Source organism: Cronobacter sp. 153480017-3 (assembly GCF_053627815.1).
Genome location: NZ_JBSEYN010000003.1, coordinates 250,383 through 273,431, shown reverse-complemented (window position 1 = coordinate 273,431; position 23,049 = coordinate 250,383). Strand labels below are relative to the sequence as shown.

General features: G+C 57.1%; 21 protein-coding genes. 12 read left to right on the top strand and 9 right to left on the bottom strand.

Going from position 1 to position 23,049, the window contains the following annotated elements; genetic code table 11:
* Window positions 1–69: 69 nt before the first annotated feature.
* From gshB to metK, 6 genes are all read right to left on the bottom strand, one after another.
* Window positions 70–1,017 carry a glutathione synthase gene (gene gshB / locus ACUW6V_RS09120; RefSeq protein WP_004385632.1) on the bottom strand — a complete coding sequence of 316 codons (948 nt, stop codon included), beginning with the start codon at window positions 1,015–1,017 and terminating at the stop codon, window positions 70–72.
* A 12-nt stretch (window positions 1,018–1,029) separates the two neighbouring features.
* Window positions 1,030–1,761 (bottom strand): 16S rRNA (uracil(1498)-N(3))-methyltransferase, encoded by a 732-nt coding sequence (rsmE, locus tag ACUW6V_RS09115; RefSeq protein ID WP_004385633.1) that lies wholly within the window; start codon window positions 1,759–1,761, stop codon window positions 1,030–1,032.
* A gap of 73 nt (window positions 1,762–1,834) precedes the next feature.
* Entirely contained in the window at window positions 1,835–2,542 is a 708-nt protein-coding gene (gene endA, locus ACUW6V_RS09110) for a deoxyribonuclease I (protein ID WP_007849015.1), read from the bottom strand.
* Between the two features lie 88 nt (window positions 2,543–2,630).
* Window positions 2,631–3,131 carry a SprT family zinc-dependent metalloprotease gene (locus ACUW6V_RS09105; protein WP_004385635.1) on the bottom strand — a complete coding sequence of 167 codons (501 nt, stop codon included), beginning with the start codon at window positions 3,129–3,131 and terminating at the stop codon, window positions 2,631–2,633.
* A gap of 90 nt (window positions 3,132–3,221) precedes the next feature.
* Window positions 3,222–4,616 carry a sugar porter family MFS transporter gene (locus tag ACUW6V_RS09100; RefSeq protein ID WP_007796137.1) on the bottom strand — a complete coding sequence of 465 codons (1,395 nt, stop codon included), beginning with the start codon at window positions 4,614–4,616 and terminating at the stop codon, window positions 3,222–3,224.
* A gap of 413 nt (window positions 4,617–5,029) precedes the next feature.
* Entirely contained in the window at window positions 5,030–6,184 is a 1,155-nt protein-coding gene (gene metK, locus ACUW6V_RS09095; protein WP_004385637.1) for a methionine adenosyltransferase, read from the bottom strand.
* A gap of 420 nt (window positions 6,185–6,604) precedes the next feature.
* On the opposite strand from metK, the gene ACUW6V_RS09090 reads away from it, so the two are divergent.
* The 4 genes from ACUW6V_RS09090 to speB all read left to right on the top strand — a co-directional run bounded on the left by ACUW6V_RS09090 (window position 6,605) and on the right by speB (window position 10,098).
* Window positions 6,605–6,751 (top strand): hypothetical protein, encoded by a 147-nt coding sequence (locus ACUW6V_RS09090; RefSeq protein ID WP_419715444.1) that lies wholly within the window; start codon window positions 6,605–6,607, stop codon window positions 6,749–6,751.
* Window positions 6,752–6,838: 87 nt separating this feature from the next.
* Window positions 6,839–6,985, top strand: a complete 147-nt coding sequence (gene yqgB / locus ACUW6V_RS09085) for an acid stress response protein YqgB (protein ID WP_004385639.1) — start codon at window positions 6,839–6,841, stop codon at window positions 6,983–6,985.
* Window positions 6,978–8,954 (top strand): biosynthetic arginine decarboxylase, encoded by a 1,977-nt coding sequence (gene speA, locus ACUW6V_RS09080; RefSeq protein WP_004385640.1) that lies wholly within the window; start codon window positions 6,978–6,980, stop codon window positions 8,952–8,954. Before yqgB ends, speA begins: the two co-directional genes overlap by 8 nt.
* A gap of 223 nt (window positions 8,955–9,177) precedes the next feature.
* Window positions 9,178–10,098: an agmatinase gene (gene speB / locus ACUW6V_RS09075; protein WP_004385642.1), complete on the top strand. Its 921-nt coding sequence runs from the start codon at window positions 9,178–9,180 to the stop codon at window positions 10,096–10,098.
* 117 nt (window positions 10,099–10,215) lie between these two features.
* Here the strand turns inward: speB and loiP are convergent, their stop codons facing one another.
* Window positions 10,216–10,974, bottom strand: a complete 759-nt coding sequence (gene loiP / locus ACUW6V_RS09070) for a metalloprotease LoiP (protein ID WP_004385643.1) — start codon at window positions 10,972–10,974, stop codon at window positions 10,216–10,218.
* A 280-nt stretch (window positions 10,975–11,254) separates the two neighbouring features.
* Here loiP and tkt point away from each other — a divergent pair, with 280 nt between their 5' ends.
* Window positions 11,255–13,246 carry a transketolase gene (gene tkt, locus ACUW6V_RS09065; protein WP_004385645.1) on the top strand — a complete coding sequence of 664 codons (1,992 nt, stop codon included), beginning with the start codon at window positions 11,255–11,257 and terminating at the stop codon, window positions 13,244–13,246.
* Between the two features lie 56 nt (window positions 13,247–13,302).
* Here tkt and ACUW6V_RS09060 read toward each other — a convergent pair whose 3' ends face one another.
* The gene (locus ACUW6V_RS09060) at window positions 13,303–14,439 is read right to left on the bottom strand and encodes an ADP-ribosylglycohydrolase family protein (RefSeq protein ID WP_454038264.1); all 1,137 of its coding nucleotides are present in this window, start codon (window positions 14,437–14,439) and stop codon (window positions 13,303–13,305) included.
* Window positions 14,440–14,792: 353 nt separating this feature from the next.
* On the opposite strand from ACUW6V_RS09060, the gene epd reads away from it, so the two are divergent.
* From epd to ACUW6V_RS09030, 6 genes are all read left to right on the top strand, one after another.
* A complete protein-coding gene (epd, locus tag ACUW6V_RS09055) occupies window positions 14,793–15,812 on the top strand; it encodes an erythrose-4-phosphate dehydrogenase (protein ID WP_014728100.1) in 1,020 nt (339 codons plus the stop codon).
* Between the two features lie 76 nt (window positions 15,813–15,888).
* Window positions 15,889–17,052 carry a phosphoglycerate kinase gene (gene pgk, locus ACUW6V_RS09050; RefSeq protein WP_004385648.1) on the top strand — a complete coding sequence of 388 codons (1,164 nt, stop codon included), beginning with the start codon at window positions 15,889–15,891 and terminating at the stop codon, window positions 17,050–17,052.
* A 96-nt stretch (window positions 17,053–17,148) separates the two neighbouring features.
* Complete coding sequence (fbaA, locus tag ACUW6V_RS09045) at window positions 17,149–18,225, top strand: class II fructose-bisphosphate aldolase (protein WP_004385649.1); 1,077 nt, start codon at window positions 17,149–17,151, stop codon at window positions 18,223–18,225.
* Between the two features lie 190 nt (window positions 18,226–18,415).
* Window positions 18,416–19,354 (top strand): small-conductance mechanosensitive channel MscS, encoded by a 939-nt coding sequence (locus tag ACUW6V_RS09040; RefSeq protein ID WP_007870734.1) that lies wholly within the window; start codon window positions 18,416–18,418, stop codon window positions 19,352–19,354.
* A gap of 145 nt (window positions 19,355–19,499) precedes the next feature.
* Window positions 19,500–20,135, top strand: a complete 636-nt coding sequence (gene argO, locus ACUW6V_RS09035) for an arginine exporter ArgO (protein WP_454038263.1) — start codon at window positions 19,500–19,502, stop codon at window positions 20,133–20,135.
* A 104-nt stretch (window positions 20,136–20,239) separates the two neighbouring features.
* Complete coding sequence (locus tag ACUW6V_RS09030) at window positions 20,240–21,037, top strand: oxidative stress defense protein (protein WP_007870732.1); 798 nt, start codon at window positions 20,240–20,242, stop codon at window positions 21,035–21,037.
* Window positions 21,038–21,065: 28 nt separating this feature from the next.
* On the opposite strand, the gene argP is transcribed toward ACUW6V_RS09030, so the two are convergent.
* Complete coding sequence (gene argP / locus ACUW6V_RS09025; RefSeq protein ID WP_004385653.1) at window positions 21,066–21,959, bottom strand: DNA-binding transcriptional regulator ArgP; 894 nt, start codon at window positions 21,957–21,959, stop codon at window positions 21,066–21,068.
* A 167-nt stretch (window positions 21,960–22,126) separates the two neighbouring features.
* On the opposite strand from argP, the gene rpiA reads away from it, so the two are divergent.
* Window positions 22,127–22,786: a ribose-5-phosphate isomerase RpiA gene (gene rpiA / locus ACUW6V_RS09020; RefSeq protein WP_004385654.1), complete on the top strand. Its 660-nt coding sequence runs from the start codon at window positions 22,127–22,129 to the stop codon at window positions 22,784–22,786.
* Window positions 22,787–23,049 lie beyond the last annotated feature (263 nt).

The following is a 23,049-nucleotide window of genomic DNA, read 5'->3' as shown; positions in this document are numbered from 1 at the left end:
TATGCGGGGAAAGTCGCGAGCTGTCACCCCCGGTGGGGTAACGGGCGGGAGAGTTCCCGCCCGAAAGGCTTACTTAGCGAGGCGTTTTTCGATAGCGTCCATCAGCATGCCGGTAATGGAAACCGGGTACTGCGCTTCGATTTCACGCACGCAGGTAGGGCTGGTGACGTTAATTTCCGTTAGCTTGTCGCCGATGATATCGAGGCCGACAAAAATCAGACCTTTCGCTTTCAGCGTCGGTCCGACGCGACGGGCGATTTCCCAGTCGCTGTCCGTCAGCGGACGCGGTTCGCCACGACCGCCAGCCGCCAGATTGCCGCGGGTTTCGCCGCCCTGCGGAATGCGTGCGAGGCAGTACGGCACCGGCTCGCCGTCGACAACCAGCACGCGCTTGTCGCCGTCTTTAATCGCCGGCAGGTAGTTCTGCGCCATGCAGTAGCGGCTGCCGAGCACCGTCAGGGTTTCCGCAATAACGGAAAGGTTCGGATCGCCTTCTTTAACGCGGAAAATCGACGCGCCGCCCATGCCGTCCAGCGGTTTTAAAATGATATCGCCATGCTTTTCCCAGAAGGCTTTCAGCTGCGCTTTGTTGCGCGTCACCAGCGTATGCGGAGTGAGGTCGGCAAACCACGCGGTGAAGAGTTTCTCGTTGCAGTCGCGCAGGCTCTGGGGCTTGTTGACGATAAGCGTGCCTTTCTCTTCGGCGCGCTCAAGGATGTAAGTGGCGTAGATAAATTCGGTGTCGAACGGCGGATCTTTTCGCATCAGCACCACGTCGAGATCGGCCAGCGCAATATCCTGCTCGGTGCCGAACTCGTACCATTTGTCATAGTTCTGCTCGACGCTCACCAGACGCGTGCGGGCGCGGCCTTCGCCGTTATCAAGGTACAGATCCGCCATCTCCATATAGTGGAGTTCATAGCCGCGGCGCTGGGCTTCCAGCAGCATAGCGAAGCTGGAATCTTTCTTGATGTTGATGTTTGCGATGGGGTCCATCACGATGCCGAGCTTGATCATTATTTTTCTCCTTTAGCCCAGATCGCCAAAGCGCACCTGCAGTGCGGTGATGGCGGTGAGCGCAGTGGTCTCTGTGCGCAAAACGCGTGGTCCTAACAGGATATCAGTAAACTGGTAACGTGCGGTCATGGCAATTTCGTCAGCGGAAAGGCCGCCTTCCGGGCCAATCAGCAGACGCACGCGCTCAACGGGCTGCGGCAGCGTGTTGATGCTGTGCGCGGCGCGCGGGTGAAGATTGAGCTTAAGGCCGCTGTCCGGCTCGGCGCACCAGGCTTCGAGATCCATCGCCGGGCGGATTTCCGGCACCACGTTGCGACCGCACTGCTCGCAGGCGGCAATCGCGATTTTCTGCCACTGTTGCAGCTTTTTATTGAGGCGCTCTTCATCAAGCTTAACGCCGCAGCGCTCGGAGAAGAGCGGGGTAATGACGCTGACGCCAAGCTCAATCGATTTCTGGATGGTGAATTCCATTTTCTCGCCGCGCGACATCACCTGGCCGAGATGTAAAAAGAGCGGCGATTCGCGGTTCGCCTCTTCACGGCTCACCACATTCACCAGCACGCTTTTTTTGCTCGCCTGCGTGATTTCAGCGGCAAAGACGTGATTGCTGCCGTCGAACAGTTGCAGCGCCTGGCCTGCGCTCATGCGCAGCACGCGGCCAACGTGGTTCGCGGCGTCTTCATCAAGAGCGATTTCACGCCCGACGACCAGCGGCTCGGGGTGATAGATGCGGGGAATTCGCATGGGCATTTTCCGGTAAACGGGCTTGCGGCATCGCGCGGCAAGCCCTGCGTTAACAATTGCCCGGTAGTGTAGGTTAGCGGTTTTGCCCCTGGCAAGCCTGCTGTACGTAGGGGTTATGGTTGCCCTGCACCTTCGCGATGCGTTCGTCGCGGGTACACTCCCACGGCGTCACCGGGTAGAGCTTGTTCCAGGCCTCGAAAAGCTGCGTCTGGGCGCGCGACAGGTTGAGCTGATATTTATCGCGCATATAGAAATAGGTACGCGCGATAGCGCCGCGGGCGCGGGCAGGCGGCTCGGCCTGTTTATTTTTAAAGTCGACTTTCATTTCGCACTGGCCGTACTGGCCTTCACCGCCGCGCCACTGGCTGTAAAGGAAATTGCCGCGATCGCCGTTCACCTCGCCAACGGCGGGTTGCAGGTTATGAAGATCGGTTTCCATTTCGCGATAGACCGGGTCTTTATCGCAGTTTTTCCGTCCGCCATCCTGCCAGCACTGGCGCTGGTGGCCGAACTGCCACGCGGGCACCACGTGCTCCCATTCGATGCGCGAGGCGCGGTTTTCGTTTTTCCGCACCTGATAGCCGCAGGCCTTGAGATCGGGGATCCCTTTTTTGCCCTGCCAGGTAATCGGGCATCCACAGTAGAAATCGCCAGGCGCGTCGGCGTTGATTTTCACGCCAGCGGCTTTGGCCTGGCTGAAACTATGAATACCGGACGCCAGCGCGGCGGGTGCGGCAAAGGCGACGCACAGCGCCGCCGCCAGTGTAATTTTGCGAGACATCTTCCAGCTCCTTGTCCGAAGGTGTTCGCAACGTAACGAAGGCGGGCGCCGGAAGCAATCGGTTATTGCCAGAAATTTCCTGAAGGCGTCAGTTTTCTGCAACCAGCGTATCGCCGCAGCGCACGCAGCGGTACTGGGTTTCGCCGCGCACGACGCGGTTATGACGGCGCACGGTGAGCTGATGCTGCTGGCAGCGACAGCGGTAGGGGAAGGTATTGGCTCGCACCGAATCGAGCTCAAACTGATGCGTACGGCGCGCCGGAACGCCAAGCACGCTTTCCATCATCCATTTCCACTCTTTTCCATGCGGCGGCACGCGGCCAAAATGCTTCCAGACCAGCAGGTGCGCCAGCTCGTGCGGCACCACTTCATCAATAAACGCCTGCTGGTTTTCCATCAGCAGTACCGGATTTAAGCGAATTTCATAGCTTTCGAGCCAGGCGGTGCCCGCCGCTGTGCCGCGCTGCTGATAGACCAGTTTTGGCTCCGGGTAGTTGCGGCCAAGTTTGAGGTTAGCGCGTGCGAGCGCGTCGCGCAGGCTGCGCATTACGGCCTGTTGAATGGCGATGGGAAGACGTGGGGTTTTCATAGCGAGAGGATAGAACTGAGGAGGGGATGGGCGCAAGAGGCGGCAGCCCCTTGCGCATGCCGCCCGCATGAACGGGCGGCAAGGTCAGGCTTAGTCGTTCGAACCGATGTCGCGCAGTTTACGGCCCTGCATCAGGTTACGCTCGATATGCTCCAGCGACACGTGCTTGGTTTCCGGTACCAGCAGTACGGTCAGCACGATGAAGAACAGGTTGAGACCGGCGTAGACCCAGAAGGTCGGCGCGTTGCCCAGCGTGTTGAGCATGGTGAGGAAGGTCGCACCGACAATCATGTTCGCAATCCAGTTGGTCGTGGTGGAGAGCGTGATGCCGAAATCGCGGCCTTTTAGCGGCTGAATTTCAGAGCACAGCACCCAAATCAGCGGACCGGCGCTCATGGCGAAACCGATGATAAACATCAGCAGCATCGCGACGGCGAAGTACTGGCCAGCCGGGCTGTCGATGCCCATATGCAGCATAGTGCCGAGAATGCCCATACCGGCGGCCATGACGATAAAGCCCAGAATCAGCGTCGGCTTACGGCCCCAGCGGTCAACCAGGCCGATGGCGATAAAGGTCGCCAGGACGTTGGTCAGGCCGACAATCACGGTGCCCCACATCTGCTCGGTGGTGTTGGAGTAACCCGCCAGTTCAAAGATTTTCGGCGCGTAATACATGATGACGTTCATGCCGGTGAACTGCTGCATCACCTGCAACAGAATGCCGAGGAAGACCGCGCGGCGGAAGTTGCTGTTGTCTTTAAACAGCGCCCAGCCGCCCTGTTTTACCTTCAGGCTTTCGCGAATCTCTTCCAGCTCGCGTTTGGCTTCAGCGCTGGAGTCACGCAGGCGCAGCAGGACGCGCTCGGCGTCGTGGAAGCGGCGTTTCGCAGCGAACCAGCGCGGGCTGTCCGGCAGGAAGAAAACGCCAATCAGCAGCAGGATGGCCGGGATAGTGATAACACCCAGCATCCAGCGCCAGGCGCCGCTGTAGCTGAACGCGGTGTCAGAGAGATACGCGCCCAGAATCCCGATGGTGATCATCAACTGATACATAGAAATCATACTGCCGCGGATTTTCTCCGGCGCAATTTCAGAGAGGTACAGCGGCGCGGTGTAAGAGGCGATACCGACCGCGAGGCCCAGCAGCACGCGGGAGATAATCAGCACTTCCACATTCGGCGCGAACGCCGAGCAGAGGGAGCCGATAACGAACAGCACGGAGCCAATCATCAGGCTGTATTTACGCCCGAGACGCGAAGAGAGCCAGCCGCTGCCGACCGCGCCGACGGCGGCACCAAACATCATGGAGCTGACCACCCACTCCTGTTGATGTGGCGTGATATTAAAATCTTTGGCGATAAAGGGCAGTGCGCCCGCAATGACGCCGATGTCGAGGCCGAAAAGAAGTCCTGCCAGGGCCGCCAGAAAGCAGACGAAGAACGTCATGGCCTTGTGTGAACGCCCCTGTTTTTTATTGTCAGGCATACTGCCCTCCAGTTGGGTTATTGGTTTTATCGTCGTAAAGGGTAAGTTAGCGTAACGTAAAAATATGTGATATCAGTCACGTGCGTGTAATCGGTTACACTACTGTCAGCTTGTGTAAAGCGCTTATCCCTTTTTTAATCAGTTAATTAGTGTAGCCAGAAACGAAGCGGCGGAGAGGAATTCAGACTAAACCGAAGCGGGATGTAACAGAATGCAGAAAGGGCATTTGCCTATAGACAATTCTGAAAAAACGCCGCTTTTCCTGCTCATGTAATCGGTTTCAGTGAGATCATGTCCGTCGCGATGGCAGAAAGTATAGCTGCTGGCAGAAAAGAAGAAGGGGCAGGGGGCTATCACCACCCAAAAAGCAAAAGGCCAGCACAAGGCTGGCCTTTAAGAGAACCACGCAGGGATTATTTCAGACCGGCAGCGTCGCGCAGCAGCTGCGCTTTGTCGGTTTTTTCCCACGGGAAGTGTTCGCGACCAAAGTGACCGTAAGCGGCGGTCTCTTTGTAGATCGGGTGCAGCAGATCCAGCATCTGGATCAGGCCGTACGGACGCAGGTCGAAGAACTCACGCACCAGCAGGGTGAGCTGCTCGGTCGCAATTTTCTCGGTACCGAACGTTTCAACCATGATGGAGGTCGGCTCCGCGACGCCGATGGCGTAGGAAACCTGAATTTCACAACGGTCAGCCAGGCCTGCGGCCACGATGTTTTTCGCCACGTAACGCGCCGCATACGCTGCGGAACGGTCAACTTTAGACGGGTCCTTACCGGAGAACGCGCCGCCACCGTGACGCGCCATGCCGCCGTAGGTATCAACGATGATCTTACGACCGGTCAGACCGCAGTCGCCCATCGGCCCGCCGATAACGAAACGGCCCGTCGGGTTGATGAAATATTTGGTGGATTCATTCAGCCATTCCGCAGGCAGAACCGGCTTGATGATCTCTTCCATGACCGCGTCGTGCAGAACGTTCTGCTCGATGTCTTCCGCGTGCTGGGTGGAAAGCACAACGGCGTCGATACCCACGATTTTGCCGCCATCATACTGGAACGTGACCTGGCTTTTCGCATCCGGGCGCAGCCACGGCAGCGTGCCGTTTTTACGCACTTCCGCCTGACGCTGTACCAGACGGTGCGCGTAGGTGACCGGTGCCGGCATCAGCACGTCGGTTTCGTTGGTGGCGTAGCCGAACATCAGGCCCTGGTCGCCCGCGCCCTGCTCAAGCGGATCGGTGCGGTCAACGCCCTGGTTTATGTCCGGAGACTGTTTGCCGATAGCGCTCAGTACGGCGCAGGAGTTGGCGTCAAAGCCCATATCGGAATGGACGTAGCCGATTTCGCGTACCGTGTTGCGGGTAATCTCTTCGATATCGACCCACGCGCTGGTGGTGATTTCACCACCCACCAGCACCATGCCGGTTTTTACGTACGTTTCGCAGGCCACGCGTGCTTTCGGATCCTGCTCAAGAATGGCGTCCAGCACTGCATCGGAGATCTGGTCCGCAATTTTATCGGGATGTCCTTCTGAGACAGATTCAGAAGTAAAAAGGTGTTTTGCCATGTTTTGTATCACCCTGGATAAATCAATTAGCTCAGCATACCGTGTGTCGGTGCCATCTAAGAAGAAAATTCTGCGGCCATGCAGGTAAACACACAGGAAGGCTAAGTGTTAATCAGTATAGATGGATTAACATCTGGACGGCTATTCTAGGTTAAATCTTAAGCCGATTTCCAGCAGTTTTTGCGGCATTGAACAATGCCTTTAACGCCGCGCTGGCAAGAATTCCTGACAAGGACGGCAAACGGCGCTTTTTTGTTTTGCTTTTTACCTGTGTTCCCGGTATAAAACGGCGCGCGCGGCTCCTGCAAAAAAGCGCACGGAAACAGTCTCCGTGTCGCCACTTCCAGCCGGGCTGAGAGTGATTTTTAGCTTTGGCTTATCGCCGGTCTACAAGGGCTGGCGTGGAGGTGATACCAGATAATGAACCGCCGTTATTCGCTTAATCTGCCATGCCGTTCTGGCGTGCGCTTTTCCCCCGCAACCTGCATCTCTTTTTTGCAAACCTGCCGATGTTCTACCCATCTCGGCGCTTCTCAGGATTCCCGGGCCGGTCACGGCTTGCGATAACTGAACAAGGGCTCTCCTGACGTCAGGAGTTTTCTCGTGGTTTCGCCGACCCGTCACACGGAGTTCGGTTACGTGTTTTACAATGATATGAATAAGAAACCGGTCGCGCGGCAGGGTGGTCAGCACTATGTGCTGGATAACTCTGCTGTTTATGGGTTGTTATCACAGTGTAACGCTGCGATAGTAGTTAACTGTTTTACACTTTCGACAAAATTTGAGGTTCGCTATGTCTGACGACATCTTTTCATCTTCGCCTTCGTCAGCGGGCGAACAGGGTGTACTACGTTCCATGCAGGAGGTTGCAATGAGCTCCCAGGAAGCCAGCAAGATGCTGCGTACTTACAATATTGCCTGGTGGGGCAATAACTACTACGACGTTAACGAACTGGGCCATATCAGCGTTTGCCCGGATCCTGACGTCCCCGAAGCGCGCGTCGATCTCGCGAAGCTGGTAAAGGAGCGTGAAGCTCAGGGCCAGCGCCTGCCTGCGCTGTTCTGCTTCCCGCAGATCCTGCAACATCGCCTGCGTTCCATTAACGCGGCGTTTAAACGCGCCCGTGAATCCTACGGCTATAACGGCGACTACTTTCTGGTCTACCCGATTAAGGTAAACCAGCATCGTCGCGTGATTGAATCGCTGATCCACTCCGGCGAGCCGCTGGGCCTGGAAGCGGGCTCCAAAGCGGAGCTGATGGCGGTACTGGCGCACGCGGGCATGACCCGCAGCGTTATCGTCTGCAACGGCTATAAAGACCGTGAATACATTCGTCTGGCGCTGATCGGCGAGAAGATGGGCCACAAGGTCTATCTGGTCATCGAGAAGATGTCAGAAATCAAAATCGTGCTGGAAGAAGCCGAACGCCTGAACGTTATCCCGCGTCTTGGCGTGCGTGCGCGTCTCGCCTCGCAGGGCTCCGGCAAATGGCAGTCTTCCGGCGGCGAAAAATCGAAATTCGGCCTGGCGGCGACGCAGGTGCTGCAACTGGTTGAGATGCTGCGCGAGGCCAATCGTCTCGACAGCCTGCAATTGCTGCACTTCCACCTGGGTTCCCAGATGGCGAATATCCGCGATATCGCCACCGGCGTGCGCGAATCCGCCCGCTTTTATGTGGAACTGCACAAGCTTGGCGTGAATATTCAGTGCTTCGACGTGGGCGGCGGCCTGGGCGTGGACTATGAAGGGACGCGCTCGCAGTCGGACTGCTCGGTCAACTATGGCCTGAACGAATACGCGAACAACATTATCTGGGCTATCGGCGACGCGTGTGAAGAAAACGGCCTGCCGCACCCGACGGTCATTACCGAATCCGGCCGTGCGGTAACCGCGCACCACACCGTGCTGGTCTCCAATATCATCGGCGTTGAGCGTAACGAATATACCGAGCCGACCGCGCCGTCTGAAGACGCGCCGCGCCCGCTGCAAAGCATGTGGGAAACCTGGCAGGAGATGCACGAGCCGGGCACGCGCCGTTCGCTGCGCGAGTGGCTGCACGACAGCCAGATGGATCTGCACGATATTCATATCGGCTACTCTTCGGGCTCATATTCGCTCCAGGATCGCGCCTGGGCGGAACAGCTCTATCTGAGCCTGTGCCAGGAAGTGCAGAAACAGCTCGATCCGCAAAACCGCGCGCATCGCCCGATTATCGACGAACTGCAGGAGCGCATGGCGGATAAGATTTACGTCAACTTCTCGCTGTTCCAGTCGATGCCGGATGCCTGGGGTATCGATCAGCTCTTCCCGGTATTGCCGCTGGAAGGTCTGAACCACGCGCCGACGCGCCGTGGCGTGCTGCTCGACATTACCTGCGATTCCGACGGCACCATCGATCACTACGTCGATGGCGACGGCATCGCGACCACCATGCCGCTGCCGGAATACGATCCGGAAAACCCGCCGCCGCTGGGCTTCTTTATGGTGGGGGCGTATCAGGAGATCCTGGGCAACATGCATAACCTCTTCGGCGATACCGAAGCGGTGGATGTGTTTGTGTTCCCGGATGGCAGCGTGGAAGTGGAGCTTTCCGATGAAGGCGACACCGTGGCGGATATGCTGCGTTACGTCCAGCTCGACCCGGATACGCTGCTGACGCACTTCCGCGATCAGGTCAAACAGACTGGTCTTGATGCCGCGCTGCAACAGCAGTTTCTGGAAGAGTTCGAGAGCGGCCTGTACGGCTACACCTATCTCGAAGACGAGTAATCAGGTTTTAGCCTCCTGCCGGTCAGGAGGCTAAAAAACGCGCGGCGAAATTTCCTGTTCTATACTGACGAGCATGAGCCGCGCGCTATTGAACCTGAACGAAAATCTGGCGATAATCCGCGCCAACACGCTGTACACGAATCCATCCCTTCCTCGTCGGGTTTAACGACGCGGAGGGGATTTTTTTTATCCCACGTCTCAACCTTAAAAAGAGGTCAGATTCATGAACACCTTAGGCCATCAGTACGACAACTCCCTGGTTTCCAACGCCTTTGGTTTTTTACGCCTGCCATTGAATTTCATGCCGTATGACAGCGACGCCGAGTGGGTGATCACCGGTATTCCGTTTGATATGGCCACCTCTGGCCGTTCGGGCAGCCGCTTCGGACCTGCCGCTATTCGTCAGGTGTCCACCAACCTCGCGTGGGAAGGCAACCGCTTCCCGTGGAATTTCGATATGCGTAAGCGCCTGAAGGTCGTGGATTGCGGCGATCTGGTCTATGCGTTCGGCGATGCGCGCGAGATGAGCGAGAAACTCCAGGCGCATGCGGAAAAACTGCTGGCGGCCGGTAAGCGTATGCTCTCTTTCGGTGGCGACCACTTCGTGACGCTGCCGCTGTTGCGCGCCCACGCGAAGCACTTCGGCAAAATGGCGCTGGTGCATTTCGACGCGCATACCGACACCTACGCCAACGGCTGTGAATTTGACCACGGCACCATGTTCTACACCGCGCCGAACGAAGGCCTGATCGATCCGACCCGCTCCGTGCAGATTGGCATTCGTACCGAGTTCGACAAAGACAACGGCTTTACCGTGCTGGACGCGCCGCAGGTGAACGACCGCACCGTTGACGATGTGGTGGCACAGGTGAAACAGATTGTCGGCGACATGCCGGTATACCTGACGTTCGACATCGACTGCCTGGATCCGGCGTTCGCACCGGGCACCGGCACGCCGGTGATTGGCGGCCTGACCTCCGATCGCGCGCTGAAACTGCTGCGCGGCATTCAGGATCTGAACATCGTCGGTATGGATATTGTGGAAGTGGCACCGGCATACGACCAGTCTGATATCACCGCACTGGCCGCGGCGACGCTGGCGCTGGAAATGCTCTACATCCAGGCGGCGAAAAAAGGCGAGTAATCTTTGCCTGGCCCGGCAGCGTAACGTAATGCTTGCCGGGCTGACAGTATTCATTCGCAAAAACGCCGGACAAGGCGAAACCTTGTCCGGCGTTTTCTTTTATATAGCTAAAGCCGCTTATTTCAGCCCGTCTGCCTTCATGCGATCGCGAATGTGCTGCGCGCGCGCTTCCGAGGCCGGGTGATCGTCAAACATGGAGCTCTGACGGCCTTTTTCCAGCTTCGCGAGTTTCTCAAAACTGGTGGCAAGCCCTGACGGATTAATACCGCGTTTACGCAGCAGATCGTAAGAGTAGTCATCCGCTTCAGATTCCTGACGCTGCGAGAACTGCGCGTTCACCAGCTGTTCGCCAAGCTCGCCCAGCTGCGACTGCGACAGGCTGCCCACGATGCCGCCCGCAGAAGCCGCCGCACCACGCAATGCGTTGGTGCCAAGCGCCACCTGCATGCCGCGCTTCACGTGGCCCAGCGCGACGTGGCCCATTTCATGGCCAATCACCGCTTCTACTTCGTTATCGTTCATCATGTCCATCAGACCGCTGTAAACGCGGATGCAGCCGTTCGCCATCGCGAAGGCGTTGACGTCTTTTTCCTCGTAAACCTTGTAGTTCACCGGCTGGCCGTTGATGTTATCGCCAAGCGCCGCGGCGATTTTGTTCAGGCGCTGCGTATACTGGCTGTTCGCTGGCGCGATTTTCGCTTTGCTGTCCTGCGATTTACAGGCTTCGTCACTCAGCGCTTTTACCTGCGCGTCGCTTAAGGTATAGGCCTGGAATGCCTCGGCGCCTGAGCTCAGCAGGCCGTTGGAATTCATGTTTTGGCAGCCGCTCAGCAGCGCTGCTGCGGTCATGCTCAGTACTATCGCGCGCATTTTCATCGTTATGCTTCCACGCTCCATTGAGGTTTTCATTATCGTCGCCGCGAAACGGCTTCGCTGGCTTGCGGCTTAGTATAAAGAGGTTTGCGCACCTGCGGCGAGTGGGTTGCGCAAACTGCGAGCGGCTTCCAGAGATTTCTTATCGGACAAAAGGATGCTCCATGTACATGCCCAGCCGCTTGGGTTACATTGTGGGACACTTTTTCGGGCGTAGCCCATAACGCGTAGTAGTCAAGCCGTTAACAAGGCGTGGCCTTCAACTATCCGATCTGGAGTCAAAATGTCCTCTCGTAAAGAGCTTGCCAATGCTATTCGTGCGCTCAGCATGGACGCAGTACAAAAAGCCAAATCCGGCCATCCGGGTGCCCCGATGGGCATGGCTGACATTGCCGAAGTCCTGTGGCGTGATTTCCTGAACCATAACCCGCAGAACCCGTCCTGGGCCGACCGCGACCGCTTCGTGCTGTCCAACGGTCACGGCTCCATGCTGATTTACAGCCTGCTGCACCTCACCGGTTACGATCTGCCGATCGAAGAGCTGAAGAACTTCCGTCAGTTGCATTCCAAAACGCCGGGCCACCCGGAAGTCGGCTATACGCCGGGCGTGGAAACCACCACCGGTCCGCTGGGGCAGGGGATTGCGAACGCGGTCGGTATGGCTATCGCCGAGCGTACGCTGGCGGCGCAGTTCAACCGTCCTGGGCATGACATTGTCGACCACTACACCTACGCCTTCCTGGGCGACGGCTGCATGATGGAAGGCATCTCCCACGAAGTCTGCTCGCTGGCCGGTACGCTGGGCCTCGGCAAACTGGTGGCGTTCTACGATGACAACGGCATCTCCATCGACGGCCACATTGAAGGCTGGTTCACCGACGATACCGCTAAACGCTTTGAAGCCTACGGCTGGCACGTGGTGCGCGGCGTGGACGGCCACGACGCCGATTCCATCAAGCGCGCCATCGAAGAAGCGCGTTCTGTTACCGACAAACCGTCTCTGCTGATGTGCAAAACCGTTATCGGTTTCGGCTCGCCGAACAAAGCAGGCACCCATGATTCCCACGGCGCGCCGCTGGGCGACGCCGAAGTGGCCGCGACCCGCGAACAGCTGGGCTGGAAATATGAGCCGTTTGTGATCCCGCAGGAAATCTACGCGCAGTGGGATGCCAAAGAGATGGGCCAGGCCAAAGAAAGCGCCTGGAACGAAAAATTCGCGGCCTACGCGAAAGCGTTCCCGCAGGAAGCCGCTGAATTTACCCGCCGTATGAAAGGCGAAATGCCGGCTGATTTCGCCGCGAAAGCGCAGGAGTTCATCGCGAACCTGCAGGCGAACCCGGCGAAAATCGCCAGTCGTAAAGCCTCTCAGAACGCTATCGAAGCCTTCGGCAAACTGCTGCCGGAATTCCTGGGCGGCTCTGCCGACCTCGCGCCGAGCAACCTGACCATCTGGTCTGGCTCTAAGGCTATCAATGAAGATGCCGCAGGCAACTACATTCACTACGGCGTGCGCGAATTCGGCATGACCGCCATCGCGAACGGTATCGCGCTGCACGGCGGTTTCCTGCCGTACACCTCGACCTTCCTGATGTTTGTGGAATATGCCCGTAACGCGGTGCGTATGGCTGCGCTGATGAAGCAGCGTCAGGTGATGGTCTACACCCACGACTCCATCGGTCTTGGCGAAGATGGCCCGACCCACCAGCCGGTTGAACAGCTGGCGGCGCTGCGTGTGACCCCGAACATGAGCACATGGCGTCCGTGCGACCAGGTGGAATCTGCGGTAGCGTGGAAATACGCGGTTGAGCGTCACGATGGCCCGACGGCGCTGATCTTCTCCCGTCAGAACCTGGCGCAGCAGGAACGTAGCGAGCAGCAGCTGGCGGATATCGCCCGCGGTGCCTACATCCTGAAAGACTGCGACGGCCAGCCGCAAATCATCTTCATCGCCACCGGCTCTGAAGTTGAACTGGCGGTTGCCGCTGCCGATAAACTGGCTGCAGAAGGCGTGAAAGCGCGCGTGGTTTCCATGCCGTCTACCGATGTTTTCGACAAGCAGGATGCCGCTTACCGCGAAGCCGTGCTGCCGAAAGCGGTCAGCGCGCGCGTGGCTATCGAAGCGGGCATCGCCGACTACTGGTTCAAATACGTTGGCCTGAACGGCGCTATCGTCGGTATGACGACCTTCGGTGAATCCGCACCGGCTGAGCAGCTGTTTGAAGAGTTCGGCTTTACCGTGGATAACGTGGTAAGCAAAGCGAAAGCGCTGCTGTAATCGCGCATAGCGTTATAAAAACGAACGGGAGGCCAGCGCCTCCCGTTTTTTTGGGCTCAGTCGCCCGGATATTTTTCCCGCAACGCGATGGCAAACGGTGCGTTATCGTAGTCAGAGACCGACCAGTCGCGGTAGTCCAGCAAATCATCCGCCATTTCCTGAATCACCGCGTTAAGCTCAAGCCGCGCCAGCCATGTTTCCGGCAGGGCCGTGATGCCATACATTGCGCCGAGTAAGTTTCCGGCTATCGCGCCGGTGGAGTCAGAATCGCCGTCGTGGTTTACCGCCATCAGTACGCCCTCTTCAAACGAGTGGGCGCGCAGCGCGCAAAACAGCGCGATGGCGAGCGCCTCTTCGGCCACCCATCCCTCACCCAGTGTTTTGATAGCCTCCGGCGGGGTTAGCGGCGCGGCGGCGAGTGAACGCGCATGCTCCAGTGCGCGCCATGTTTCTTCATGCTGCGGCGTGGTTTTCAGTAAATCCAGCGAGCGCGTCAGCGCAGCGTCAAGGAATTCTCCCTGAACGAGCTGCAAAATCAGTGCCGCCAGCACACCGCCGGTGAGATAGCCGGTCGGATGACCGTGCGTGAGCGCGGCGAGCTGGCAGCCGGTGTCAAACGCCGCTTTCAGTAAATCGCTGCCCGGGTAACGCACGTAAAAAAGCCCCACCGGCGCCACGCGCATAACGCCGCCGCAGCCCTTGCTGTCGTTACGGGCCGGTTCGCCGAAGGCGCGCATTTCGCGCAGTGCGCTGAGGCACGTATTGCCCGGCGCGCGGGCATGGAAAAGCGCGTTATGCCCGGCAAGCCAGCCGGACATCTGCGTTTTATCCAGTAGATTGTGGCGGTTGCGCTCGCCCTGCGTCAGCAGCCAGCGTAAATACGCGTGAGCGGTCACACCGGTGAACGACGGGCCGATGCCGCGCATCGCCGCACGCATCCAGGCCCGCAGCAACCCTTCAGCGGTAAAGAACGTCATCTGCGTGTCGTCCGTGATTTTCCCGATGCCGCCCCATGCATATTCATAATCCGTGACGCCCTGCGCCCCGAAGCGCGCGGTGATTTCCGCAAGCCGTAAAAATTCCACCGGGCCGCCGAGCGCATCGCCCACGGCGCCGCCAAGCAAGCAGCCGCGAAAGCGCGCGCGCAGGGCGGCGAGACTTCCTGCGTTTTTGTACTCTTCTGGATACGCCATCACCATCCCTTTGTTAATGTGGAGCTGTGACCATTGTAGGATGCGGCGGCGGGCGCGTAACGTCGATATTGACTGCCGTTATGGTTTATTTCTGTCCGTCATTCACCCCGGCAGGTGTAATGGTGGAATTTATTCCAGAAAAAATGTGATGCAGGTCAGAAGTTAGTGTCATTTCGCTGCGTTATCATTCCTTTTATTCCACGTTTCGCTTATTCTTGCTGAAGCGTTTCAGTCGACTGATTGTTCGACAATCCATCAAACGGTTGTAGTTTGTGACGGGCGAGGATTCCCCTTCAAAGGTGGCTGCATTACTCTGTCAGCTCCTTCACATCCGGGATTCTGGCAGGAGAGATATGACCTTACGCGTAGCGATTAATGGCTTCGGTCGCATCGGGCGCAACGTAGTTCGTGCGTTGTATGAGTCCGGCCGTCGCGCGGAAATCAGTGTGGTCGCCATTAATGAGCTGGCCGACGCTGCGGGCATGGCGCATTTGCTGAAATATGACACCAGCCACGGCCGCTTCGCGTGGGATGTCCGTCAGGAAGGCGAGCAGCTCTGGATTGGTAACGATGTCATTCGTCTGCTGCATGAGCGCGACATCAACGCGCTGCCCTGGAAAGCGCTGGATGTGGACGTGGTGCTCGATTGTACCGGCGTTTACGGCAGCCGCGCCGATGGCATTGCCCATCTCGAAGCGGGCGCGCGCAAAGTGCTGTTCTCACACCCGGGCGGCAACGATCTCGATGCCACCGTCGTTTATGGCGTTAATGAAGAGGAACTGCGCGCTGAGCATCGCATTGTTTCTAACGCCTCCTGCACCACCAACTGCATTATTCCGATTATCAAGCTGATGGACGACGCGTTCGGTATTGAATCCGGCACCGTGACGACCATCCATTCCGCCATGCACGATCAACAGGTTATCGACGCTTATCATCCGGATCTGCGCCGCACTCGCGCGGCCAGCCAGTCTATCATTCCGGTCGATACCAGGCTTGCCGCCGGTATAACACGTATTTTTCCTAAATTTCATGACCGCTTTGAGGCAATTGCGGTGCGCGTGCCTACCATTAACGTGACGGCCATTGATTTAAGCGTGACGGTGCAAAAACCGGTAAAAGCCCATGAAGTCAACCTGTTGCTGCAAAAAGCGGCACAGGGTGCATTTCATGGTATAGTTGACTATACGGAATTACCGTTGGTCTCAACAGATTTTAACCACGATCCGCACAGCGCCATTGTGGACGGCACCCAGACACGGGTGAGTGGAGCGCACCTGATTAAAACACTGGTCTGGTGCGATAACGAATGGGGCTTCGCTAACCGGATGCTCGACACCACGTTAGCGATGGCAGCTATTGGTTTCAGGTAAGATTTCATGCGTTACGGCCCTGTGGCTTGTGCGTATGGTGTCTGCAAAACTTTAAGAATCAACGAGAGGATTCACCATGTCTGTAATTAAGATGACCGATCTGGATCTGGCAGGTAAACGCGTTCTGATCCGCGCCGATCTCAACGTTCCGGTAAAAGAGGGCAAAGTTACCTCTGACGCGCGTATCCGCGCCTCCCTGCCGACCATCGAACTGGCTCTGAAACAGGGCGCTAAAGTGATGGTGACGTCCCACCTGGGCCGCCCGACCGAAGGCGAATACAACGAAGAATTCTCTCTGCTGCCGGTAGTTAACTACCTGAAAGACAAACTGAACTCCCCGGTTCGCCTGGCGAAAGACTACCTCGACGGTGTTGAAGTGGCTGAAGGCGAGCTGGTCGTTTTAGAAAACGTTCGCTTTAACAAAGGCGAGAAGAAAGACGACGAGACGCTCGCGAAAAAATACGCGTCCCTGTGTGACGTATTCGTAATGGATGCGTTTGGTACCGCGCACCGCGCGCAGGCTTCCACCCATGGTGTTGCGAAATTCGCTGACGTCGCGTGCGCAGGCCCGCTGCTGGCAGAAGAACTGGACGCGCTGGGTAAAGCGCTGAAAGAGCCGGCTCGCCCGATGGTTGCTATCGTGGGTGGTTCTAAAGTTTCTACCAAACTGACCGTACTGGACTCCCTGTCTAAAATCGCTGACCAGCTGATCGTGGGCGGCGGCATCGCCAACACCTTCGTGGCAGCTCAGGGCCACAACGTTGGTAAATCCCTGTACGAAGCGGATCTGGTTGACGAAGCGAAACGCCTGCTGGGCACCTGCGACATTCCGGTTCCGACAGACGTTCGCGTAGCGACCGAGTTCTCTGAAACCGCACCGGCTACCCTGAAATCTGTTACTGAAATCAAAGATGAAGAGCAGATCCTGGATATGGGCGACGTTTCCGCTGAGAAACTGGCTGAAATCCTGAAAAACGCCAAAACTATTCTGTGGAACGGTCCGGTGGGCGTGTTCGAGTTCCCGAACTTCCGTAAAGGCACCGAAATTGTGGCTCGCGCTATCGCTGAAAGCGACGCATTCTCCATCGCCGGCGGCGGCGACACCCTGGCGGCTATCGACATGTTCGGCATCGCCGACAAAATCTCCTACATCTCCACTGGCGGCGGCGCATTCCTCGAATTCGTGGAAGGCAAAGTCCTGCCGGCAGTTGCGATGCTCGAAGAGCGCGCGAAGAAATAATCTAAGCAGGCGGGGCATCCCGCCTGTTTTTCAGCGCGCCTGACAGCTCGCTTACCCTTTTCAACGGTCGAAGATACACATACAGGACAACGCAATATGTCTAAAATTTTTGATTTCGTAAAACCGGGCGTCATCACTGGCGACGACGTACAGAAAGTATTCCAGGTAGCTAAAGAGAACAACTTTGCGCTGCCGGCAGTTAACTGCGTGGGTACCGATTCCATCAACGCCGTTCTGGAAACCGCTGCGAAAGTTAAAGCGCCGGTTATCGTTCAGTTCTCTAACGGCGGTGCCGCGTTTATCGCAGGCAAAGGCTTCAAAGGCGAAGGCCAGCAGGCAGCGATTCTGGGCGCTATCTCCGGTGCGCATCACGTTCACCAGATGGCTGAACACTACGGTGTGCCGGTTATCCTGCACACCGACCACTGCGCGAAGAAACTGCTGCCGTGGATCGACGGCCTGCTGGACGCGGGTGAAAAACACTTTGCCGCTACCGGCAAACCGCTGTTCTCTTCTCACATGATCGACCTTTCTGAAGAGTCTCTGGAAGAGAACATCGAAATCTGCTCCAAATACCTGGAGCGCATGTCCAAAATGGGCATGACCCTGGAAATCGAACTGGGCTGCACCGGCGGTGAAGAAGATGGCGTGGACAACAGCCATATGGACGCTTCCGCACTCTACACCCAGCCGGAAGACGTTGACTACGCGTACACCAAACTGAACGCGATCAGCCACCGTTTCACCATCGCGGCGTCCTTCGGTAACGTACACGGCGTTTACAAGCCGGGTAACGTAAAACTGACCCCGACCATCCTGCGCGACTCTCAGGAATATGTTTCTAAGAAACACAACCTGCCGCACAACAGCCTGAACTTCGTGTTCCACGGCGGTTCCGGTTCTTCCGCTCAGGAAATCAAAGATTCCGTCAGCTACGGCGTAATCAAAATGAACATCGATACCGACACCCAGTGGGCAACCTGGGAAGGTATTCTGAAGTACTACAAAGAAAACGAAGCTTACCTGCAGGGTCAGCTGGGCAACCCGAAAGGCGAAGACCAGCCGAACAAGAAATACTACGATCCGCGCGTATGGCTGCGCGCTGCGCAGACCAGCATGGTGACTCGTCTGGAGCAGGCGTTCAAAGAACTGAACGCGGTAGACGTACTGTAATTTCGCTTAGAGCGTCATCTGAAAAAGCCCACCTCTGGTGGGCTTTTCTTTTTGGCAATAGCAACATACCGGAATCTGATTCACGGGTGGCCGACTGGCAGAGCGGCGGGGTTTTGTTTACCCTTTAACGACTGGCGCTGCCGCAATCCGGGCAGTTTATCAATCACCCGACCAGGGGAAAGGATGTCGAATGGATGATTTACACGTAATAGACAGCATTAATAACGCCGGCGGCTGGCTGGTGCGCAACCAGGCGCTGCTTATCAGCTACGCCGTGAATATCGTGGCGGCTATCGCCATTATTATTGTCGGGATGATTGTGGCGCGCGCCATTTCCAATACGCTTAACCGCGTTATGGTTGCCCGTCATATCGACGCCACCGTGGCGGATTTCCTCTCAGCCCTGGTGCGCTACGGGATCATCGCCTTTACGCTGATTGCCGCGCTGGGCCGAGTGGGTGTGCAGACGGCGTCCGTCATCGCCGTACTCGGTGCCGCCGGTCTGGCCGTGGGTCTGGCTTTACAAGGCTCACTCTCAAACCTCGCGGCAGGCGTTCTGCTGGTCACGTTCCGTCCGTTCCGTGCGGGTGAATATGTCGATCTCGGCGGCGTCGCGGGCTCCGTGCTGCATGTGCAGATCTTCTCCACTACGCTTCGCACGCCGGATGGGCGTATCGTCGTGGTACCGAACGGAAAAATCATCGCAGGCAACATCATTAACTTCTCCCGCGAGCCGGTACGCCGTAATGAATTTATCATTGGTGTGTCTTACGACGCGGATATCGATAAAGTGCGCGCGCTGCTGACTGAGATTATTCAGTCTGAAGACCGCATCCTGAAAGATCGTGAAATGACGGTGCGCATGAACGAACTGGGCGCGTCGTCTGTGAACTTTGTCATTCGCGTGTGGAGCAAGAGCAGCGATCTGCAGGAGGTTTACTGGGACGTGCTGGAGCGCATCAAGAAAACGCTGGATGCCAACGGTATCGGCATTCCTTACCCGCAGATGGATGTGCATTACAAGCCGGTAAAAATCGAGGCTGAAGAAAAAGCGCAGCCGCAAGCGCCGCAGTCAGCGATTATTACGCAGCCTGACGCGCCGAAAGAAAAACCGGCCGACGGCCAGTAAACTCAGGACGGTCTGCCATGCGCAGGCCGTTTTTTTACACCTCACTATTAGCGTTGCTTATTGGTGATTAAAACTATTCGTTTTTGCTAATAAAAAGCAGCCCGTACACTGAGCGCCTGACATCACCACTCTTCGGGAACACAACGTGCTAAGTTTTTATTTTCAGGGGCTTGCGCTGGGGGCAGCGATGATTTTGCCGCTCGGCCCGCAAAACGCTTTTGTGCTCAATCAGGGTATCCGCCGCCAGTATCATCTGATGATCGCCTCACTGTGCGCGCTCAGCGATGTCGTCCTGATTTGCGCCGGAATTTTTGGCGGCAGCACCATCCTGATGCAGTCGCCGTGGCTGCTGGCGCTGGTCACGTGGGGCGGTGTGGCGTTTTTGCTATGGTACGGCTTCGGGGCGCTGAAAACTGCGCTGGCGGGCAACCCGGAACTGGCGTCGGCGGAAATTCTCAAACAGGGCAGGCTGCGTATTATCACCACGATGCTTGCGGTAACCTGGCTTAATCCGCACGTTTATCTCGACACCTTTGTGGTGCTCGGCAGCCTTGGCGGGCAGCTTGACGCCATACCGAAACGCGCCTTTGCGCTCGGCACCATCAACGCGTCTGTCGTCTGGTTCTTCAGCCTTGCGCTACTTGCCGCCTGGCTTGCGCCGCGGCTTCGTACCGCACGCGCGCAACGGATGATTAATCTGTTAGTTGGTCTGGTAATGTGGGTTATCGCCTTCCAGCTGGCGCGCGAAGGGATAGAAAATCTGTCTGCGCTCGGCCTCTAAGCCTTCTCTGATGGACATTCGGCACTGAACCGCTAAGCTTGCAGGCAGATGCCCGACACTCTCTGGCGGGCGGTTTTACTTGCACGCAGCATGGAGGAAGAACAGTGAAGTTTAAAGTGATGGCCCTTGCGGCAATGATTGGTTTCGGCGCGGCGTCTGTGCAGGCGAATGAACTGCCCAACGGCCCGCATATCGTCACCTCCGGCACGGCGAGCGTGGATGCGATACCGGATATCGCGACGCTGGCTATTGAGGTCAATGTTTCCGCGAAAGACGCGGCGGCGGCAAAAAAACAGGCGGACGAGCGAGTAGGGCAGTACCTGACTTTCCTGCAAAATAACGGCGTTGAGAAAAAAGACGTTAATGCCGCTAACCTGCGTACCCAGCCGGAATATGAGTACCTCAAGGATGGTAAAACCCAGCTGAAAGGCTATCGTGCGGTACGTACCGTCGACGTGACGTTGCGCAAGCTCGATAAACTGAACGAGCTGCTGGATGGCGCGCTGAAAGCGGGCCTGAATGAAATCCGCTCCGTCTCTTTAGGCGTGGCGCACCCGGATGAATATAAAGATAAAGCCCGCAAGGCGGCTATCGATGACGCGGTGCGTCAGGCGCAGCAGCTGGCGAGCGGCTTTAACAGTAAACTTGGCCCGGTTTACAGCGTGCGTTATCACGTCTCTAACTACCAGCCGACGCCTGTGATGCGCATGATGAAAGCCGAAGCGGCAGCGCCGGCTTCAGCGCAGGACACCTACGATCAGCAGACTATCCAGTTTGACGATCAGGTGGATGTGGTGTTTGAACTTGAGCCTTCTCAGGCGCAGAGCGGTACGGCGAATCAGAATGGTTCGGGAAGCCAGGGCACTGCGCCTGCGGCGACCAACGCGCCATCACAGCAGTAAACGAAAAACCCGCCATCCGGCGGGTTTTTTAATCCTGACGCAACACTTTGTGGCCGTATTCCAGCAGCGCATCGGTAACCTTGCGCATCATTCTGCTTTCCGGCGCAAATCGGTGCCAGAAGAGCATCCGGCGCTGGTACAGCCCCGGCGTGAGATCGATAAGCTCACCGCTTTGCAGCTCTTTTTCAATTTGCAGGTGCGGGATCATACAGCACGTAGTGCCCTGACGGGCCAGCTGTACGAAGGCTTCTGACGAGTTAACGATGTGGCAGGGCACGCTGCCTGGCGGCAGATCGAAATTCTGCTGTAAAAACGCCTGATGCATATCATCCAGATGGTCGAACGCGACGGCGGGCGCTTTCAGAAGCGACGCGCGCGTCACGCCGTTTGGAAAGTAGCGATCGGCAAAAGGTTTCGAGGCGACAAAGAGATAGTCCAGCGCGCCCAGTTGATCGACAAGGCAGCTTGGCAACGCCTGCGGCTGAATACTTACCGCGCCGACCACTTCACCGCGGCGCAGCCGCTCCTGGGTGCGGGTTTCATCTTCCACCTGCAAATTAAGACGCACTGGCGAATCCGCCAGCACGGGGGCCAGCGCGGGCAAAAGCCAGGTCGCGAGACTGTCGGCGTTGACCGCGAGCGATAGCAGCAGCGGCGTTGAACCGGTCTGTTCATCGCCCAGCCACTCTTCTTCCAGCAGCTCAACCTGGCGCAGCAGAGCCAGCAGCTTTTGCCCTTGCTCGGTCGGGCGCGGTGGCACGGTGCGCACCAGCAGCGGCTGGCCGAAGGTGTTTTCCAGCTGTTTAATACGTTGTGACACGGCGGACTGCGTAATACACAGCTTTTGTGCGGCGCGCTCAAACCCGCGCTCTCTGATTACCGCATCCAGCGCCTGTAGTGTTCTGTAGTCCGGGCGTTTCATCTCTCTGGTGTGCTCCCTGTCTCGTTATGTTCCGCACTATGACATAAATTTGCACCGGATACAGACCCAAACGCAAACATCGGAGCTGTGCCGCAGAATGACTCCCCCATTGCCCGGCGGGTTGTTTTATAATGCGGCACAGTTTTTACACCACAGGCAAAACTCTCATGACGCAGGATGAACTTAAAAAAGCCGTCGGCTGGGCCGCACTGAAGTACGTCGAGCCGGGCACGATTGTCGGCGTAGGCACAGGCTCCACCGCCGCGCATTTTATCGACGCGCTGGGCACCATGAAAAACGAGATTGAAGGCGCGGTTTCCAGCTCTGACGCCTCCACCGCAAAGCTCAAAAGCCTAGGCATTACTGTTTTCGATCTTAACGAGGTGGATTCTCTGGGCATCTATGTCGATGGCGCAGATGAAATCAACGGCCAGATGCAGATGATCAAAGGTGGCGGCGCGGCGCTGACGCGCGAGAAAATCATCGCGTCGGTGGCACAAAAGTTCATCTGTATCGCGGATGCGTCCAAACAGGTGGATGTGCTCGGCACTTTCCCGCTGCCGGTGGAAGTGATCCCGATGGCCCGCAGCGCGGTCGCGCGTCAGCTGGTGAAGCTCGGTGGTCGCCCGGAGTATCGCCAGGGTGTGGTGACGGATAACGGCAACGTGATTCTGGACGTTTACGGTTTAACCATTCTCGACCCGATCGCACTGGAGAACGCCATCAACGGCATTCCGGGCGTCGTAACCGTTGGTCTGTTTGCGAATCGCGGCGCGGACGTGGCGCTCATCGGCACTGCCGATGGCGTGAAAACCATCATAAAATGATCTGACGGGGCGCTCCGGCGCCCCTGCGGTTAAAAAAATTCCCCTGCGTTAAATTTGGTGACATCTCTCACATTTTTGTTTCCATCCTGTTAATCCTTCCGTCATATTTCTGCCATGCGACATTTTCTTCTGCCTTTTATCTCTGCGTGATGTTTCTTCAACGTCGCGACGCAAACGTTCATATTGCCGGGAACGCAAATTTTGATATGTTGGCAGAAGGCTGGCTTATTTCAGCTTCATAACAGTTCAGACAAGACAGGGTC

Coding starts and splice junctions, on each gene's coding strand:
- pgk (WP_004385648.1), top strand. CDS start 15,889: ATGTCTGTAATTAAGATGACCGATCTGGATCTGGCAGGTAAACGCGTT.
- endA (WP_007849015.1), bottom strand. CDS start 2,542: ATGTCTCGCAAAATTACACTGGCGGCGGCGCTGTGCGTCGCCTTTGCC.
- tkt (WP_004385645.1), top strand. CDS start 11,255: ATGTCCTCTCGTAAAGAGCTTGCCAATGCTATTCGTGCGCTCAGCATG.
- ACUW6V_RS09090 (WP_419715444.1), top strand. CDS start 6,605: ATGAACCGCCGTTATTCGCTTAATCTGCCATGCCGTTCTGGCGTGCGC.
- speB (WP_004385642.1), top strand. CDS start 9,178: ATGAACACCTTAGGCCATCAGTACGACAACTCCCTGGTTTCCAACGCC.
- fbaA (WP_004385649.1), top strand. CDS start 17,149: ATGTCTAAAATTTTTGATTTCGTAAAACCGGGCGTCATCACTGGCGAC.
- ACUW6V_RS09060 (WP_454038264.1), bottom strand. CDS start 14,439: ATGGCGTATCCAGAAGAGTACAAAAACGCAGGAAGTCTCGCCGCCCTG.
- gshB (WP_004385632.1), bottom strand. CDS start 1,017: ATGATCAAGCTCGGCATCGTGATGGACCCCATCGCAAACATCAACATC.
- speA (WP_004385640.1), top strand. CDS start 6,978: ATGTCTGACGACATCTTTTCATCTTCGCCTTCGTCAGCGGGCGAACAG.
- loiP (WP_004385643.1), bottom strand. CDS start 10,974: ATGAAAATGCGCGCGATAGTACTGAGCATGACCGCAGCAGCGCTGCTG.
- ACUW6V_RS09105 (WP_004385635.1), bottom strand. CDS start 3,131: ATGAAAACCCCACGTCTTCCCATCGCCATTCAACAGGCCGTAATGCGC.
- argP (WP_004385653.1), bottom strand. CDS start 21,959: ATGAAACGCCCGGACTACAGAACACTACAGGCGCTGGATGCGGTAATC.
- epd (WP_014728100.1), top strand. CDS start 14,793: ATGACCTTACGCGTAGCGATTAATGGCTTCGGTCGCATCGGGCGCAAC.
- ACUW6V_RS09040 (WP_007870734.1), top strand. CDS start 18,416: ATGGATGATTTACACGTAATAGACAGCATTAATAACGCCGGCGGCTGG.
- ACUW6V_RS09100 (WP_007796137.1), bottom strand. CDS start 4,616: ATGCCTGACAATAAAAAACAGGGGCGTTCACACAAGGCCATGACGTTC.
- yqgB (WP_004385639.1), top strand. CDS start 6,839: ATGAATAAGAAACCGGTCGCGCGGCAGGGTGGTCAGCACTATGTGCTG.
- metK (WP_004385637.1), bottom strand. CDS start 6,184: ATGGCAAAACACCTTTTTACTTCTGAATCTGTCTCAGAAGGACATCCC.
- rpiA (WP_004385654.1), top strand. CDS start 22,127: ATGACGCAGGATGAACTTAAAAAAGCCGTCGGCTGGGCCGCACTGAAG.
- rsmE (WP_004385633.1), bottom strand. CDS start 1,761: ATGCGAATTCCCCGCATCTATCACCCCGAGCCGCTGGTCGTCGGGCGT.